At 71.6% G+C, this 14201-nt stretch carries 17 protein-coding genes and 1 tRNA gene; 5 read left to right on the top strand and 13 right to left on the bottom strand.

Annotated elements, in window-relative coordinates; genetic code table 11:
- Nucleotides 1-16 precede the first annotated feature (16 nt).
- Together ACGH7X_RS18840 and ACGH7X_RS18835 are read left to right on the top strand one after the other, a co-directional pair.
- On the top strand, nt 17-1507 hold the full coding sequence (locus tag ACGH7X_RS18840) for an MFS transporter (RefSeq protein ID WP_399886513.1): 1491 nt from the start codon (nt 17-19) through the stop codon (nt 1505-1507).
- A 121-nt stretch (nt 1508-1628) separates the two neighbouring features.
- Entirely contained in the window at nt 1629-2387 is a 759-nt protein-coding gene (locus ACGH7X_RS18835; protein WP_399886511.1) for a TetR/AcrR family transcriptional regulator, read from the top strand.
- A 27-nt stretch (nt 2388-2414) separates the two neighbouring features.
- On the opposite strand, the gene ACGH7X_RS18830 is transcribed toward ACGH7X_RS18835, so the two are convergent.
- Both ACGH7X_RS18830 and ACGH7X_RS18825 read right to left on the bottom strand, forming a co-directional pair.
- Nucleotides 2415-2885: a PPOX class F420-dependent oxidoreductase gene (locus ACGH7X_RS18830; protein WP_399886509.1), complete on the bottom strand. Its 471-nt coding sequence runs from the start codon at nt 2883-2885 to the stop codon at nt 2415-2417.
- A gap of 4 nt (nt 2886-2889) precedes the next feature.
- The gene (locus ACGH7X_RS18825) at nt 2890-3291 is read right to left on the bottom strand and encodes an STAS domain-containing protein (RefSeq protein WP_399886508.1); all 402 of its coding nucleotides are present in this window, start codon (nt 3289-3291) and stop codon (nt 2890-2892) included.
- Between the two features lie 216 nt (nt 3292-3507).
- On the opposite strand from ACGH7X_RS18825, the gene ACGH7X_RS18820 reads away from it, so the two are divergent.
- Complete coding sequence (locus tag ACGH7X_RS18820; RefSeq protein ID WP_399897157.1) at nt 3508-4257, top strand: ANTAR domain-containing protein; 750 nt, start codon at nt 3508-3510, stop codon at nt 4255-4257.
- An 18-nt stretch (nt 4258-4275) separates the two neighbouring features.
- A complete protein-coding gene (locus ACGH7X_RS18815; protein WP_399886506.1) occupies nt 4276-4977 on the top strand; it encodes a GAF and ANTAR domain-containing protein in 702 nt (233 codons plus the stop codon).
- Here the strand turns inward: ACGH7X_RS18815 and ACGH7X_RS18810 are convergent.
- The 3 genes from ACGH7X_RS18810 to ACGH7X_RS18800 form a co-directional block, all read right to left on the bottom strand.
- Nucleotides 4960-5781: a YceI family protein gene (locus ACGH7X_RS18810; RefSeq protein WP_399886504.1), complete on the bottom strand. Its 822-nt coding sequence runs from the start codon at nt 5779-5781 to the stop codon at nt 4960-4962. The genes ACGH7X_RS18815 and ACGH7X_RS18810 overlap by 18 nt on opposite strands.
- Before the next feature lie 112 nt (nt 5782-5893).
- The gene (locus ACGH7X_RS18805; RefSeq protein ID WP_399886501.1) at nt 5894-8467 is read right to left on the bottom strand and encodes an MFS transporter; all 2574 of its coding nucleotides are present in this window, start codon (nt 8465-8467) and stop codon (nt 5894-5896) included.
- Between the two features lie 13 nt (nt 8468-8480).
- A complete protein-coding gene (locus tag ACGH7X_RS18800; RefSeq protein WP_399886499.1) occupies nt 8481-8981 on the bottom strand; it encodes a MarR family winged helix-turn-helix transcriptional regulator in 501 nt (166 codons plus the stop codon).
- 205 nt (nt 8982-9186) lie between these two features.
- On the opposite strand from ACGH7X_RS18800, the gene ACGH7X_RS18795 reads away from it, so the two are divergent.
- The gene (locus ACGH7X_RS18795) at nt 9187-9387 is read left to right on the top strand and encodes a hypothetical protein (RefSeq protein ID WP_399886498.1); all 201 of its coding nucleotides are present in this window, start codon (nt 9187-9189) and stop codon (nt 9385-9387) included.
- 121 nt (nt 9388-9508) lie between these two features.
- Here the strand turns inward: ACGH7X_RS18795 and ACGH7X_RS18790 are convergent, their stop codons facing one another.
- From ACGH7X_RS18790 to ACGH7X_RS18755, 8 genes are all read right to left on the bottom strand, one after another.
- A complete protein-coding gene (locus ACGH7X_RS18790) occupies nt 9509-10456 on the bottom strand; it encodes an RNA polymerase sigma factor SigF (protein ID WP_399886496.1) in 948 nt (315 codons plus the stop codon).
- Between the two features lie 291 nt (nt 10457-10747).
- Nucleotides 10748-11644: an RNA polymerase sigma factor SigF gene (locus tag ACGH7X_RS18785; protein ID WP_399886495.1), complete on the bottom strand. Its 897-nt coding sequence runs from the start codon at nt 11642-11644 to the stop codon at nt 10748-10750.
- Between the two features lie 182 nt (nt 11645-11826).
- Nucleotides 11827-12120, bottom strand: a complete 294-nt coding sequence (locus ACGH7X_RS18780) for a Dabb family protein (RefSeq protein WP_399886493.1) — start codon at nt 12118-12120, stop codon at nt 11827-11829.
- On the bottom strand, nt 12120-12296 hold the full coding sequence (locus ACGH7X_RS18775; RefSeq protein ID WP_052836888.1) for a hypothetical protein: 177 nt from the start codon (nt 12294-12296) through the stop codon (nt 12120-12122). The genes ACGH7X_RS18780 and ACGH7X_RS18775 overlap by 1 nt, the downstream gene beginning before the upstream one ends.
- Nucleotides 12297-12383: 87 nt before the next feature.
- Nucleotides 12384-12468: transfer RNA gene (locus ACGH7X_RS18770), tRNA-Ser, on the bottom strand.
- Nucleotides 12469-12556: 88 nt separating this feature from the next.
- Nucleotides 12557-12988 carry a tRNA adenosine(34) deaminase TadA gene (gene tadA, locus ACGH7X_RS18765; RefSeq protein ID WP_399897154.1) on the bottom strand — a complete coding sequence of 144 codons (432 nt, stop codon included), beginning with the start codon at nt 12986-12988 and terminating at the stop codon, nt 12557-12559.
- A gap of 68 nt (nt 12989-13056) precedes the next feature.
- Complete coding sequence (locus ACGH7X_RS18760; RefSeq protein ID WP_399897151.1) at nt 13057-13614, bottom strand: hypothetical protein; 558 nt, start codon at nt 13612-13614, stop codon at nt 13057-13059.
- A 322-nt stretch (nt 13615-13936) separates the two neighbouring features.
- Nucleotides 13937-14185, bottom strand: a complete 249-nt coding sequence (locus tag ACGH7X_RS18755) for a hypothetical protein (RefSeq protein WP_399886491.1) — start codon at nt 14183-14185, stop codon at nt 13937-13939.
- Nucleotides 14186-14201: the final 16 nt, after the last annotated feature.

Here is a 14201-nt window from a genome sequence, read left to right as displayed (position 1 = left end):
CTATACGCTGTACAGCATGACGACCTCGCCCCAGGAACGGAAAGCCGCTCCCACGGTCCAGGGCCACCCGCAGCGCTGGCTGATCCTCGGTGTCATCAGCCTCGCCCAGCTGACCGTCGTGCTGGACAACACCGTGCTGAACGTGGCCATCCCCTCGCTCACCGACGAACTCGGCGCGACGACCTCGGACATCCAGTGGATGATCAACGCCTACTCGCTGGTGCAGTCCGGCCTGCTGCTCACCGCGGGCAGCGCCGCCGACCGGTACGGCCGCAAGAAGATGCTGGCGACGGGGCTCGCCCTGTTCGGTCTCGGCTCGCTGGCGGCGGGACTCGCGGACACCACCGGCCAGTTGATCGCGGCCCGGGCCGGGATGGGCATGGGCGGCGCCCTGCTGCTGACCACCACGCTCGCCGTGGTCATGCAGATCTTCGCGCCCGAGGAGCACGCCAGGGCGATCGGCATCTGGAGCGCGGTGAGCGCGCTCGGCTTCGCCTGCGGGCCGCTGATCGGCGGCTTCGTACTGGACCACTTCTGGTGGGGTGCGATCTTCCTGATCAATCTGCCGGTCGTCGCACTCGGCCTGGTCGCGGTGGTGACCCTGGTCCCCGAGTCGAAGAACCGGCAGGGCGAGAGCCCCGACCTCCTCGGCGCGGCGCTCTCCACGATCGGCATGGCCGCGCTGGTCTACGCGGTCATCTCCGGCCCCGAGTACGGGTGGGCGTCGGGACGGGTACTGGCCACGGCGGCCCTCGCGGCGGGGGCGCTGGCGCTCTTCGCCCACTGGGAGAGCCGCATCCCCCACCCCATGCTCGACCTCGGCTTCTTCCGCGACCAGCGGTTCACGGGAGCGGTGGCCGGGTTGGTGCTGATCACCTTCGGCATGGGCGGCGCGCTGTTCCTGCTCACCCAGCACCTCCAGTTCGTGCTCGGGTACGGCCCGCTGGAGGCGGGGCTGCGGACCGCGCCGCTGGCCCTGACGGTGGTGTTGCTGAACTTCTCCGGGGTGGCCGCGAGATGGCTGGCCCGGCTGGGTACGCCGGTGGCGGTGCTGCTGAGCATGGTGCTGATGTCGGCGGGGCTGGTCTCCATCGCCACGCTGACCGGTCAGGGGTACGCCGGGACGCTGCTCGGGCTGCTGCTGATCGGCGTGGGGTGCGCGCTCGGCAACCCGGCCATGGCCCACGCGCTCATGAGCGCGATCCCGCCGGCCAGGGCGGGGGTCGGCGCGGGCGTCAACGGTACGTTGGCGGAGTTCGGCAACGGGCTGGGCGTGGCCGTACTGGGCGCCGTGCTGAACTCGCGGTTCGCGGCGCTGGTGCCGGTGGCGGCGTCGTCGTTGCCGGCCGCGCTGGCCTCGGCGCGGGGGGAGGCGGAGCGGGCACGGGTGATCGACGCGTTCTCCTCCGGAGTGCAGAGCAGTCAGCTGGTGGGGGCGGTGGCCGTGCTGCTGGGCGGGGTCGTGGCGGCGGTTTTGTTGCGGCGCGCGGAGAAGGTGGTCGCCTGACGGGCGCGGTGGCAGGGTATTGGTGCGGCCGTGGGTCCGTTGTGGCTGGTCGCGCCGTTCCCCGCGCCCCTCAGGGGGCGTCCGGCCGACCGGCGTTCGATGAGTCGAGGAGAAGACGCGCATGGCGAAGGCAGGGCGGCAGGGTCCACGGACCAGTGTGTGGCTGTCGGGGGAGGGCCGGCGCAGCGGTCGGCGCGGCGGGCAGCCGTCCGGTCTCGACCGGGAGCGGATCACCGAGGCCACCGTCGGCCTGCTGGACGCCGAGGGCCTGGCCGGGTTCTCCATGCGCCGCCTGGCCGCCGAGCTGAACGTCACCGCGATGTCCGTCTACTGGTACGTCGACACCAAGGACGAGCTGCTCGAACTCGCCCTGGACGCCGTGTTCGGCGAGCTCGGCCAACCCGACCCGGAGGCCGGCCAGGACTGGCGCGAGCAACTGCGCACGCTGGCCCGGGAGAACCGCGCGCTGCTGGTGCGCCACGCATGGCTGTCCCGGCTGATCGGCACCTACCTCAACATCGGGCCCAACTCGCTGGCCTTCTCCCGGTCGGTGCAGACCGTCGTACGCCGCAGCGGACTGCCCGCGCACCGCGTGACCGGCGCCATCGCCGCCGTCTTCCAGTTCGTCCACGGCTACGGCACCATCGAGGGCCGCTTCCTCGCCCGGGTGGCGGACACCGGCCTGAGCGCCGACGAGTACTTCCAGGACTCGATGAACGCGGCGATCGAGATGCCGGACACCGGGGGCGTCATCGAGGACGCCCAGGAGATCATGGCGGCCCGCGGCGGCGACACCGTCGCGGAGATGCTCGACCGGGACTTCGAGTTCGCGCTCGACCTGCTCGTGGCGGGCATCGAGGCGATGGTCGAACGGGGCTGAGCCGTCCTCAGCCGTCCTCAGTCGTCCTCAGTCGTCCGCAGCCAGGTGCGCCGGGAAGCCGCCCGTCGCCACCGGCCCCCACTTCCGCGGTGTCACCCGGACGATGGACTTGCCCTGCTTGACCATGGCCTGCCGGTACTCGTCCCAGTCCGGGTGCTCGCCGGAGATGTTGCGGAAATACTCCACGAGTGGCTCCACGGAGTCGGGGGAGTCGATGACCTCGGCGGTGCCGTCGATCTGGACCCAGGGGCCGTTCCACTCGTCGCTGAGCACGATGAGGCTGACCCGCGGGTCACGGCGCGCGTTGCGCGTCTTGGCCCGCTCGGGGTACGTGGAGACCACGATCCGGCCGGAGTCGTCGACGCCGCAGGTCAGCGGCGATCCCTGGGGGCTGCCGTCGGCCCGCCGGGTCAGCAGGATCGCCCGGTGCCGGGGGCGTACGAAGTCCAGCAACTCGTCCAGGGAGACACGGGTGTTCGTCGCGATGTTCGGTGCCATGCCGTCAGCCTAGGCCGGAGCCCCGCTCTCCGCCGTCCCGGCTCTCCACGCGCAGCGCCTCCGTGAGGTTGTCGTACACCGGCACGTCGCGGCGCAGGCCGGACAGTTCCAGGACACGGCTCGGTACGCCCTTCGGGACGGCCACCACCCGCAGCCGGGTGCGGGTGGGCAGGCGGCGGCGTACCGCGTCGAGGAGACGGACGCCCTGGGAGTCCATGAAGCGGGTCGCGGTGAAGTCCAGGACGAGGAGACGCAGGTCGTCGGAGCGCTGGTCCACGGCGGCCGTGATCAGGGGCAGCAGCCCCGAGGCGTTGCAGAAGTCGATGTCGCTGGGCATGGCGAGCACGGCGCAGCCGGGTGGATCGCACGGCTCGCACGGCTCGCAGGGCTGGGGAGGGAAGGTCACAGCACTCACCTGACAGACGTCCGTCGGGCTTTTGGCCGGGCCGCTTCCTGACCCGGGTCCATTCCACCACGCGGCACGGTCGTGCGAAAGGCGGCCGCCCGGTCCTTCGGCCGGGCGTCACCGGCACGCAACCAAGCAGCTAAAGTGCTGTTCGTCCTGTGCTCGCAGTCGGGAATGTGCTGCGGAGCTCTCCTGCGCACGGCCGTTTGGCCGCGCATGCCGAAGAGGTTCGTGGTGGCTGCGTCCGAATTTACTGATTTGCCGCGTTTTCCGGCGGGTTTCGAGCTGGCCGACGCCCTGACGGCGGCGGCCCGGCAACTGCACGGTGCGGGCGCCCCGAACGACACGCTGAGCACCGCGGTGGGGCTGGCGGTGCGGCTGCTGCCCGGCGCGGAGCACGCGGGCATCTCGGAGGTCCAGCGCGGCGGCCGGCTCCGCACCCTCGCCTGGACCGACGAGGTCGTACGGTTCGCGGCCGAGCCCCGGCACGGGGGGCGCGAACCGCACCCGGACTGGGAGCACCTGTGGACCACGCCCGTGGTGCGCACGGACGACAGCGAGGCCGACGGCGGCGGCAACATCCTCTCCGGCCTCGGTCTGCGCTCGGCGCTGTCCCTGCGGCTGCGCGCCGACCGCCGTCGCCTGACCGTGCTGACCGCGTACGCCCGCAAGCCGCAGGCCTTCGACGAGGACGCCGCCCGCATCGGCAGGCTGTTCACCGCGCACGTCGCCCTCGCCCTGGACTCGGCGACCGTGCGCGAGCAGCTCACCGAGGCCATGCGCACCCGGGACCTGATCGGCCAGGCCACCGGCATCCTGATGGAGCGCCTGGACATCGACGCGGCCGGCGCCTTCGAGTCCCTGGTGAAGGCCTCCCAGCGGGAGAACGTGAAGCTGCGCGACCTGGCCCGCCGCATCGTCGACGCGAACGACGGCACGGGCGGCCGAGGCGTGACCGAGCGGTGACGGGACATCCGTACGGGCATGACCTCGCGGACCACGGACACGCTTGACCACGCCATGGCGCGCAGCCGGGGCCTCGACACCCTGCTGCGCGATCTGACCGACCGGGCGGTCGTGCAGGTGCCCGGCGCCACCGCCTGCTCGGTCACGGTGCGCCGCGCCGACCGGCTGCTGACCCTGGCGGGCAGCTCCGGCCTGCCCAGCGGCCTGGACCTGCGGCAGTACGAGAACGGCTCGGGCCCCTGTGTGGACGCCGCCGAGACGGGGACCGCGCAGTACGCCCCCGACCTGGCGGCCGAGTCCCGCTGGCCCGCGTACACGCGGTACGCGCTGGCCACCGGCGTGCGCTGTGTGCTGGCGCTGCCGCTGGCCGTCGAGGGCGAGACGGGCGCCGCGCTCAACCTCTACGGCCTCGAGCCCGACTCCCTGGCCGCCGGACTGGACGCGGCCGGGGCCTTCGCGGAGCGGGCCGCGGACGCGGTGAACGAGGCGCTGCGCATCGAGCGGCAGCAGGCCTCGGCGGCCGACGTGCGCACCGCGCTGCTCTCCCGCAGCGTCATCGACCAGGCGGTCGGCATGCTGATGGCCCGGGAGCGGATCGACGCCCACCGGGCCCTGGAGCGGTTGCGCCGGGCCTCACAGGACCGGAACGTCAAGCTCCGCGACCTGTGCGCCGAGTTGGTGGCCCGGGCGTCCGGCGGCGCGTCACGCGGCGGGCAGTGACTCCCCCTGGACGGCCTGGATGTCCAGTTCGACCCTGAGGGTGGTGCCGATGGCGGCGATGCCGGCCTGGACGACCTGGTTGTAGTTCATGGCGAAGTCCTCGCGGTGCAGTTCCGTGGTCGCGCGGAAGGCGGCCCGGGTGCCGCCCCAGGGGTCGGCGCCGGTGCCGAGGTAGGCCAGGTCGAGGTCGACCGGGCGGACGATCCCGTGCAGGCCGAGTTCGCCGCGGACGGTCCAGCGGTCCGGGCCCGCCTCCGAGACGCCGGTGGAGCGGTAGGTGATCTCCGGGTACCGCTCGACGTCGAGGAAGTCCGGCGAGCGCAGGTGGGTGTCGCGGATGCCGTTGCCGGTGTCGATGGAGGCCGCCCGGATCACCGCCTGGACTCGGGACTTGGTGACGTCGTCCGGGGCGATCTCGAGGGTGGAGGTGAAGTCGGTGAACCGGCCGCGCACGCTGGAGATGCCCAGGTGCTGGGCGACGGCGGCCACACTGGAGTGCGCCGGGTCGACCGTCCACGGCCCGGGCGGCGGCAGTTCGGTGCCGCCCTGGCGGGCCAGCGTCACCGTGCCGACCTCGGCCCGGCCGCTCGCGGTGACGATCGCGCTGGAGGCGGCGGGCGCGTAGCCGACCGCGGTGACGATCACGGTGTACGCCCCGGGCGTCAGCGCGGTGGTGTCCCGCACGGCGCCCTCGGTGTCCGCCTCGGCGCGCAGCACCTGTGCGCCGGTCATGTCGGTCACCGTGACGACCGCGTGCGACACGGCCCATCCGTCCCGCGTTCGGATCCTCGCGGTCAGTCCCATCGGCGTTTTCTCCCTGCAAAGGCACAAAAAAGTGGTCGTAGACAAACCGGCCCGTGGTGGGCGGGCGCGCCTCCGCTCACAGCGCGCACACCTGCCACGGGCCGGGGCGGTGCTACTCGCCGGGGTGGGCGAGCTGGATGTCGTGGCCTTCGGCACCGGTGCCGCAGACCGTCAGGGCGGTGGCCACCGGCGGGTAGCCGGTCGCGATGACCGTGTACTCACCGGCGTCCAGGTCGGTGAAGGCATACGCCCCGTCCGTGCCGGTGGTGGCCGTGCCGACCACGTTCCCGGCGGCGTCGACCAGCGTGACGCGGGCGTCGGCCAGCGGACCCTGCCCGGCCCGCACGACGCCCTGGACCTGCGCGCCGGCCTGGAGATCGACCTCGACGCGGGTGACGCCGGTGCCAGCGACCTCAAGGGGCAGGGCACGCGGCCGGTAGCCGGCGGCGTTGACCGCGACGGTCACCGTGCCCGGCACCAGCTCGGTGAAGGCGAACTCGCCCTGCTCCCCGGTGGCGGCGCTGGCCAGCAGGTCACCGCGGACGTCGGTCACGATCACCATGGCGTCCTTGACCGGCAGTGAGCTGTCCACGGCCCGCACCAGGCCGGTGAGGCCGCTGGTGCCGCTGAGCAGGATGTCGTAGGCGACCGGTTCGTCGTTCACGACGATCGTGGAGGCCTGCGGCTGGAAGCCGTCGGCGGAGGCGATCAGGACGTACGATCCCGCGCTCGGTGCGTCGAGGGCGTAGGAGCCGTCGCCCTGGGCGACCGAGCGGCCCAGCTGGCGGCCGGCCAGCGAGATCAGCGTGACCGCGGCCTGCGGCACCGGCGCGGATTCGGCGCCGCGGACGAAACCACGGACCGCGACACCCCCGGAGACGGGCGCCTGCGGCTCACCGGAACCGGCCGCCGTGGCCACGGCGGCGAGCCGCTGGGTGGCCGCGGGTTCCGCCGCCGGTGCGGCCGACGTGACCGACGTGGCCGACGGCGCCGGGGACGCGGCCGCCATCGCACCGGCCAGAGCCGGCTCGTCGGCGACGCGGGTGGCCTCCGCGGGGGTCCCCGCGACCGGCGGGGCGGACTCGGCCGAGGCCTCCGCCGCCTGGGCGAGGGCGCCCGTGGTGCGCAGCGGAACCTCCTTGATGAACAGCGTCACCAGGAAGGCGAGCAGCGCGATCGGCGCGACGTACAGGAAGATGTCGGCGATGCCGTGCCCGTAGGCGCTCTCCAGCCACTCGCGGATGCCGGGGGGCAGCAGGTCCATGTCGGGGATGGCGCCGCTGCCGGAGGCCTTGGCGGCCGCCGCCTGCTCCTGCGGGCTGAGCTGCCCGATGGTGTCGGAGGCGTAGTGGCTGATCCGGGTGGACATCACGGAGCCGAGCACCGAGACGCCCACCGCGCCGCCGAGGGAGCGGAAGAAGGTGACCGTGGAGGACGCGGCGCCCAGGTCGCCCGGGGCCACCTGGTTCTGCGTGCAGAGCACCAGGTTCTGCATCATCATGCCGACGCCGAGACCCATCAGCGCCATGAAGATCGCGATGTGCCAGTACGCGGTGTCGTAGCGCATGGTGCTGAGCAGACCCAGGCCCGCCGTCAGCAGCACGCCGCCGGCCAGCAGCCAGCGCTTCCACTTGCCGGTCTTGGTGATGATGATGCCGGAGGCCGTCGAGGATATGAACAGGCCGCCGATCATCGGGATCGTCATGAGTCCCGACATCGTCGGGGACTTGTCCCGGGCCAGCTGGAAGTACTGGCTGAAGTAGACGGTGCCCGCGAACATCGCGATACCGACGAACAGCGAGGCCAGCGAGGCCAGCGTGATGGTGCGGTTCTTGAACAGGCGCAGCGGGATGATCGGCTCGCTGGCCTTCGACTCGACGAGGAGGAAGATCAGTGTCAGCGCGATCGCGCCGCCGACCATGGCTCCGGTCTGCCAGGACATCCAGGAGTACTTGTCGTCGGCGAAGGTGACCCAGACGAGCAGCAGGCAGACGGCCGCGGTGACGAAGAAGGCGCCGGCCCAGTCGACCTTGACCTTCCGCTTGACCACGGGCAGGTGCAGCGTCTTCTGCAGCACGATCAGCGCGATGATCGCGAAGGGCACGCCGACGTAGAGGCACCAGCGCCAGCCGAGCCAGCTGGTGTCGGTGATGACACCGCCGAGCAGCGGACCGCCGACGGTGGCGACGGCGAAGGTGGCGCCGAGGTAGCCGGAGTAGCGCCCGCGCTCACGCGGGGCGATCATCGCGGCCATGATGATCTGCGCCAGGGCGGACAGACCGCCGGCGCCAAGGCCCTGGATGCCGCGCGCGGTGATCAGCATCGCGGGGTTCTGCGCCAGGCCGGCCACGACGGAGCCGATGACGAAGACGACCAGGGCTATCTGGACCAGGGCCTTCTTGCTGAACAGGTCCGCGAGCTTGCCCCACAGGGGGGTGGAGGCGGTCATCGTCAGCAGCGAGGCGGTGACGACCCAGGTGTAGGCGCTCTGGCCGCCGCCGAGGTCGCCGATGATCTCCGGCAGGGCGTTGGTGACGATGGTCGAGGACAGGATCGCGCAGAACATGCCGAGCAGCAGCCCGGACAGTGCCTCCATGATCTGCCGGTGCGTCATCGGAGCGTCTCCGGAGGAGCCTCCCCCGTGCTTGGCATGAGCCCGCACACCGGCTGGTGTGGTCGTTGCCATGGACTTCCTTTACTTACGTGGTGATCGCGGGTGTACGGGTGGACTGTTCGTCCCCGGACAGTGCGGGAGGCCGGGCCGCGGGGGCCCGGCAGTCGTCGAAGCTGGCCCTGAGGCGGGCCATGAGCCGGGAGAGCTGGCCGACCTCGTCGTCGGACCAGTCGCTCAGGCGGTGGGAGAGCAGCTGGGTGGTCCGCTCGGCGATGTCGTCGAGCTGGTCCTGCCCGGCGGGCGTCAGGCGCAGGATGCGCGAGCGCCTGTCCGCGGGGTCGGGGAGGCGTTCGATCCAGCCCCGCTCGGCGCCGTGGGCGACGTGGCGGCTGGTCACCGACATGTCGACCGCGAGCAGCTCCGCGAGCTTGCTCATGCGCATGTCCCCGTGGCGGCCGAGCAGTGTCAGTACGGCGACGGACCCACCGGGACAGTCGGACGGCAGCAGCCGTCCCATCTCCCGTTTCACGGCGCCGAAGGCGCTGAACTGGCGGATCAGCTCCTCGTACTGCGCCTTCTCGGCCATGCGCACCTCCCGATTCGTTGCTTAGGGCAACCATAAGTTCGGTTGGTTGCTACAGGCAAACAAAAACGGTCATGACGGCATAAAAAGTTGGCAAAGGCAAGTATTGCGAAAGTAAACGTGCAGGTGGTAGTCGGTGGGCGGGGGCAAGGGGCCTCGGGAGCCCCGCACTTGGGCCGCACCCGCACATTCGCTAGTGTCTCGGCCCATGGCTAACAACCAGGGCCCCCAGGGCACCAACGACCCCGCAGGCAGCACCCAGATGTTCCGCGCGTTCGTCGACGACGCCCCGCAGACCCGGCAGGCGGCCCCCGCCGCCGCCTCCTCCGGGCCGCGCATCGGCCTGATCGTCGGCATCGTGGCCGCCGTGATCGTCGTCGCGGCGGTGGCCTGGCTGGCGCTGGGCTAGGGCCGTCCGGTAGTTCGGGCCGGGCACGCAACACACGACCCGGCGGCCGCCGTGGCACCCCCGAGGTGCCGCGGCGGCCGCCGGGCTGTCGTGCTGACGGCCTTGGGCCGTGGATCAGCCGTCAGTCGGAGATGAGCCCCTCGCGCAGCTGCGACAGGGTCCGGGTCAGCAGCCGGGAGACGTGCATCTGCGAGATGCCGACCTCCTCGCCGATCTGCGACTGGGTCATGTTGGCGAAGAAGCGCAGCATGATGATCCGGCGCTCCCGGGGCGGCAGCTTGGCCAGCAGCGGCTTGAGGGACTCGCGGTACTCCACGCCCTCCAGCGCCGTGTCCTCGTAGCCCAGGCGGTCCGCCAGCGAACCCTCGCCGCCGTCGTCCTCCGGGGCCGGGGAGTCCAGCGAGGAGGCGGTGTAGGCGTTGCCGACCGCGAGGCCGTCGACGACGTCCTCCTCGGTCACGCCCAGCACGGCGGCCAGTTCGCCCACCGTGGGGGAGCGGTCCAGCTTCTGGGACAGCTCGTCGCTGGCCTTCGTCAGGGCCAGGCGCAGCTCCTGGAGGCGGCGCGGGACGCGCACCGACCACGAGGTGTCGCGGAAGAAGCGCTTGATCTCCCCGACCACCGTCGGCATCGCGAACGTCGGGAACTCCACGCCCCGCTCGCAGTCGAAGCGGTCGATCGCCTTGATCAGGCCGATGGTGCCGACCTGGACGATGTCCTCCATCGGCTCGTTGCGCGAGCGGAAGCGCGCGGCGGCGTAGCGCACCAGCGGGAGATTGAGCTCGATCAGGGTGTCCCGGACGTAGGCACGCTCGGGGCTGTCCTGGTCGAGGGCGGCGAGCCGCAGGAACAGGGAGCGGGACAGGGTGCGGGTGTCGATGGCCTCCGTGGCCGGAAGGGTCTGGGCCGGCACGGCGTCGAGGTTCGGTACGGCTTCGGCGGCCGGTTCGTCATCGACGGTGCCGATGGGACCGATCGGGCCGACGGGGCCGAGCGCCTCGATCGTGTCGGGCGCGGTCTCGCTCTCCGCGAGCGCAAGCACCTTCGAGCTGCCCTGTTCTGCGGACATGCCACCCCCTTTGGGTCGCGGGACGGTCACGGCACACGCTCCCACGCCGGGAACGCAGCCTTCACCTGAATACCGGAGCCGGGGCTCCGGCAAACGCGTCTCCGGCAGAATGTCACATGTCGGCAACGCGCTGTAGTGACATGTCGACATCCGAGATGCGAATACCCCCTGGAAACAGGGGGTCTGACGGTCTTTCGGCCCGATTCCGCCCGCAACGGCCCTGGTGAGCGATTCGCTCTCCCCGGTGACCCCTCGCTCGCGCTTTCGACTCCGCTCGAGTCCCTCTCGAGGTTACGCGTCGATCCGGTTCGCGGACCTCAACCGCTGGAAACTACGCGCCAGTAGCCGCGAGACGTGCATCTGGGAGACGCCGAGTTCCGCGCTGATCTGCGACTGGGTCAGATTGCTGTAATAGCGCAGCAGCAGAATCCGCTGCTCCCGTTCCGGGAGCTGGACGAGCAGGTGCCGCACGAGATCCCGGTGCTCCACCCCGTCGAGCGCGGGGTCCTCGTAGCCGAGCCGGTCGAGCAGCCCGGGCAGCCCGTCGCCCTCCTGGGCGGCCTCCAGCGAGGTGGCGTGGTACGACCGTCCCGCCTCGATGCAGGACAGCACCTCCTCCTCGGTGATGCGCAGCCGCTCGGCGATCTCGGCGGTCGTCGGGGAGCGCCCGAAGGCGGTCGTCAGGTCCTCGGTGGCGCTGTTGACCTGCACCCACAGCTCGTGCAGCCGGCGCGGTACGTGCACCGTGCGGACGTTGTCGCGGAAGTACCGTTTGATCTCGCCGACGACGGTCGGCATCGCGAACGTCGGGAACTGCACGCCCCGCTCGGGGTCGAAGCGGTCGATGGCGTTGATGAGCCCGATGGTGCCGACCTGGACCACGTCCTCCATCGGCTCGTTGCGGGAGCGGAAGCGGGCGGCGGCGTAGCGCACCAGCGGGAGGTTGGCCTCGATGAGCGCCGCGCGCACCCGGTCGTGCTCCGGCGTGCCCGGCGTGAGGCCCTTCAGCTCGCCGAAGAGGACCTGGGTCAGGGCCCGGGTGTCGGCACCCCGGCTGCGCTGCGGCGCGGGGGCCGGGGCCGGGGGTGAGGCCGGGGGTGAGGCCGAGGCCGGGGCCGGGGTCTCCTGGGCCTGGGCGGGCGGCGCGGGTGGCGCGGGCGGGGCTTGAGGCGCAGTACTGGCCGGCACGGTCAACTCCACCTCGTGATCTGTCAACTCTTCCGTCAACTCATCCGTCAAAAGCGGTCATAGCATCACAAGACATGTCCACTGTGTGCAAGCACCGCATAACGTCGTGTTGAGTGAACGCAGAACGGCCCCGCACCGGTCAGGTGCGGGGCCGCAGGCACGGGCCGGAACGTCCGGTCGTACTAGAACTCGTAGTCGGCGATCACCCAGGTGGCGAATTCGCGCCACAGCGCGACGCCCGCCTGGTGCGCCGGATGCTCGACGTAGCGCTTGAGGGCGTCGGCGTCGTCCACCGCGGAGTTGATGGCGAAGTCGTAGGCGATGGGGCGGTCGCTGATGTTCCAGGCGCACTCCCACAAGCGCAGCTCCTCGATCCGGCCGCCCAGCGTCCGGAAGGCCTCGACGCCCTCGACGACGCGCGGGTCGTCGCGCTCGACGCCGTCGTTCAGCTTGAACAGCACGAGGTGGCGGATCATCACTCTCCTCCGTTGGCGGCCCAGGTCATGAAGTCGCCGACGGCGCCCGCCGCGTCGGATATGCCCTGGAAACCTATCTGGACGTAGTCGGCGGCCTTCGCCGGATCCGTGATGATCACATACAGCACGAAGACCACGAGCACATAGACGGCGATCTTCTTCGAGTTCACCGCCACCGCGGCCTCCCCTGACCTTTCGACTCACGCCTTCGACCGCTCATGATCGCACGAAGGGCCCCGTCTTTCGACGGGGCCCTTCCAAAGCGGTAGCGGAGGGATTTGAACCCTCGGTGACTTGCGCCACACTCGCTTTCGAGGCGAGCTCCTTCGGCCGCTCGGACACGCTACCGAGAGAGACCTTACAGCACAGTGCGGCATGGTTTGAAATCGGTATTCGACGGTCCCGGGGACGTCTTTGAGCAGCCCTCCGGGCGGTGTCAGCGCTCGCGGAAGAAGTCCGTGAGCAGCCGGGCGCAGTCGTCCGCGAGGACGCCCTCGACCACCTCGGGGCGGTGGTTGAGGCGCCGGTCGCGCACGACGTCCCACAGGGACCCCGCCGCGCCGGCCTTGTCGTCGCGGGCGCCGTAGACGACGCGGTCGACGCGGGACTGGACGAGCGCGCCCGCGCACATCGTGCACGGCTCGAGGGTGACGACGAGCGTGCAGCCGGCCAGCCGCCACTCCCCCAGTCCGGCGGCCGCCCGCCGGATCGCGAGGACCTCGGCGTGGGCCGTCGGGTCGCCGGTGGCCTCGCGCTCGTTGTGCCCGGCGGACAGCACGGTGGTGCCGTCCGGCGCCAGCACGACGGCGCCGACGGGGACGTCCCCGCCCCGCACGGCCCGCCCGGCCTCGGTCAGGGCGAGCCGCATCGCGGACCGCCACCGGTCGCGCACCGGGTCGGGCGGTGCTCCCTCGGGATCCTCCTCGGCCGGCGCGGTCAGCGGACGGTCTCCAGGACGTCCAAGGCGCCCAGGGCCTCGGCGATCTCCCCGACCGCGTCCCCGGACATCGAGCGCAGCTCCTTCTCGCTCACGCCGAGGTCGTCGAGGACCTCGGCGTCGCCGACCGGCCCGTGCGGCACGGCCTCGCCCGAACCGGCGGCCGTGTCACCGCCGTCGGCACCGTCACCGCCGTCGGCCCCGTCGTCGTCGGACTCACCGTCCTCCGTGCCGTCGAGGTCGAGGGCGTCGAGGTCGTCGCCGCCGTCACCGGGCTCCCGGCCGAGCAACTCGTCGGTGAGCAGGATCTCGCCGTAGCTGCTGCGGGCGGCCGCGGCGGCGTCGGAGACATAGATGCGGGGATCCTCCTCGCCGTCCACCCGGACGACTCCGAACCACGCGTCCTCCTGCTCGATCAGTACGAGCACCGTGTCGTCGTCGGGAGAGGCCTCCCGGGCCAGGTCGGCCAGATCCGACAGGGTTTCCACATCGTCGAGCTCTCTGTCGCTCGCTTCCCACCCGTCTTCGGTGCGCGCGAGCAGTGCGGCGAAGTACACCGTGACTCTCCCACTGGTCATAGACGTGCCGGTTGGGGTTCCCCCCGGCGGAGGCTACGGGCGGGGGAGCGGTGCTCCGAGCCCCACCCACTCGGAATCGTGGCAGAAACAAGGCGCTCAGGGGACGTCTTCCGCGCCCTGTGTCCGGCGGTTTTGACCGGCTCCCCGGAAGTACGGACCCGGACAGCCGCCCAGCAGCGCCTTCGTCGCCACCACGTGCGGATCGTACGCGGATTCTCGCGGTCCCCGCGTACGTCCGTCTCCACCAACGTCGGCGCGGCGCGCGATCTTCCCCGGGCGGGTCAGGGAGTCGCCCCGGCAGCTACCAGCGGAAGGTGCGCATGCGCATCGCGTGCCGCAGCCGGGCGGTCTTGGCGCGGCGCGGCTGGACGCGGTCCCGCAGCTCCCGGGCCTCCGCGAGGTCCCGCAGGAACTGGGCCCGGCGGCGGCGCCGTTCGGCCTCGCGCGCCGGCTCCGGATCGCGCTCCGGCTCCGTACTCGGCTCCGTCGCGCGTCCCGTATCCCGCTCCGCGCCGGGGAACGGCGTCTTGTGGAAGTCCCGGTCAGGCACAGTCTCACCACCCAGC

Origin of the sequence: Streptomyces sp. BBFR51, from assembly GCF_044591655.1 — a bacterium.
In the GTDB taxonomy this organism is placed as follows: domain Bacteria; phylum Actinomycetota; class Actinomycetes; order Streptomycetales; family Streptomycetaceae; genus Streptomyces.
This window is presented reverse-complemented; position numbering and strand designations above follow the sequence as displayed.

Bases quoted from the DNA above. Each gene is read 5' to 3' on its own strand.
- ACGH7X_RS18840 (WP_399886513.1), top strand. From the start codon at position 17: ATGACGACCTCGCCCCAGGAACGGAAAGCCGCTCCCACGGTCCAGGGC.
- ACGH7X_RS18835 (WP_399886511.1), top strand. From the start codon at position 1,629: ATGGCGAAGGCAGGGCGGCAGGGTCCACGGACCAGTGTGTGGCTGTCG.
- ACGH7X_RS18830 (WP_399886509.1), bottom strand. From the start codon at position 2,885: ATGGCACCGAACATCGCGACGAACACCCGTGTCTCCCTGGACGAGTTG.
- ACGH7X_RS18820 (WP_399897157.1), top strand. From the start codon at position 3,508: ATGCCGAAGAGGTTCGTGGTGGCTGCGTCCGAATTTACTGATTTGCCG.
- ACGH7X_RS18815 (WP_399886506.1), top strand. From the start codon at position 4,276: ATGACCTCGCGGACCACGGACACGCTTGACCACGCCATGGCGCGCAGC.
- ACGH7X_RS18810 (WP_399886504.1), bottom strand. From the start codon at position 5,781: ATGGGACTGACCGCGAGGATCCGAACGCGGGACGGATGGGCCGTGTCG.
- ACGH7X_RS18805 (WP_399886501.1), bottom strand. From the start codon at position 8,467: ATGGCAACGACCACACCAGCCGGTGTGCGGGCTCATGCCAAGCACGGG.
- ACGH7X_RS18800 (WP_399886499.1), bottom strand. From the start codon at position 8,981: ATGGCCGAGAAGGCGCAGTACGAGGAGCTGATCCGCCAGTTCAGCGCC.
- ACGH7X_RS18795 (WP_399886498.1), top strand. From the start codon at position 9,187: ATGGCTAACAACCAGGGCCCCCAGGGCACCAACGACCCCGCAGGCAGC.
- ACGH7X_RS18790 (WP_399886496.1), bottom strand. From the start codon at position 10,456: ATGTCCGCAGAACAGGGCAGCTCGAAGGTGCTTGCGCTCGCGGAGAGC.
- ACGH7X_RS18780 (WP_399886493.1), bottom strand. From the start codon at position 12,120: ATGATCCGCCACCTCGTGCTGTTCAAGCTGAACGACGGCGTCGAGCGC.
- tadA (WP_399897154.1), bottom strand. From the start codon at position 12,988: ATGCGGCTCGCCCTGACCGAGGCCGGGCGGGCCGTGCGGGGCGGGGAC.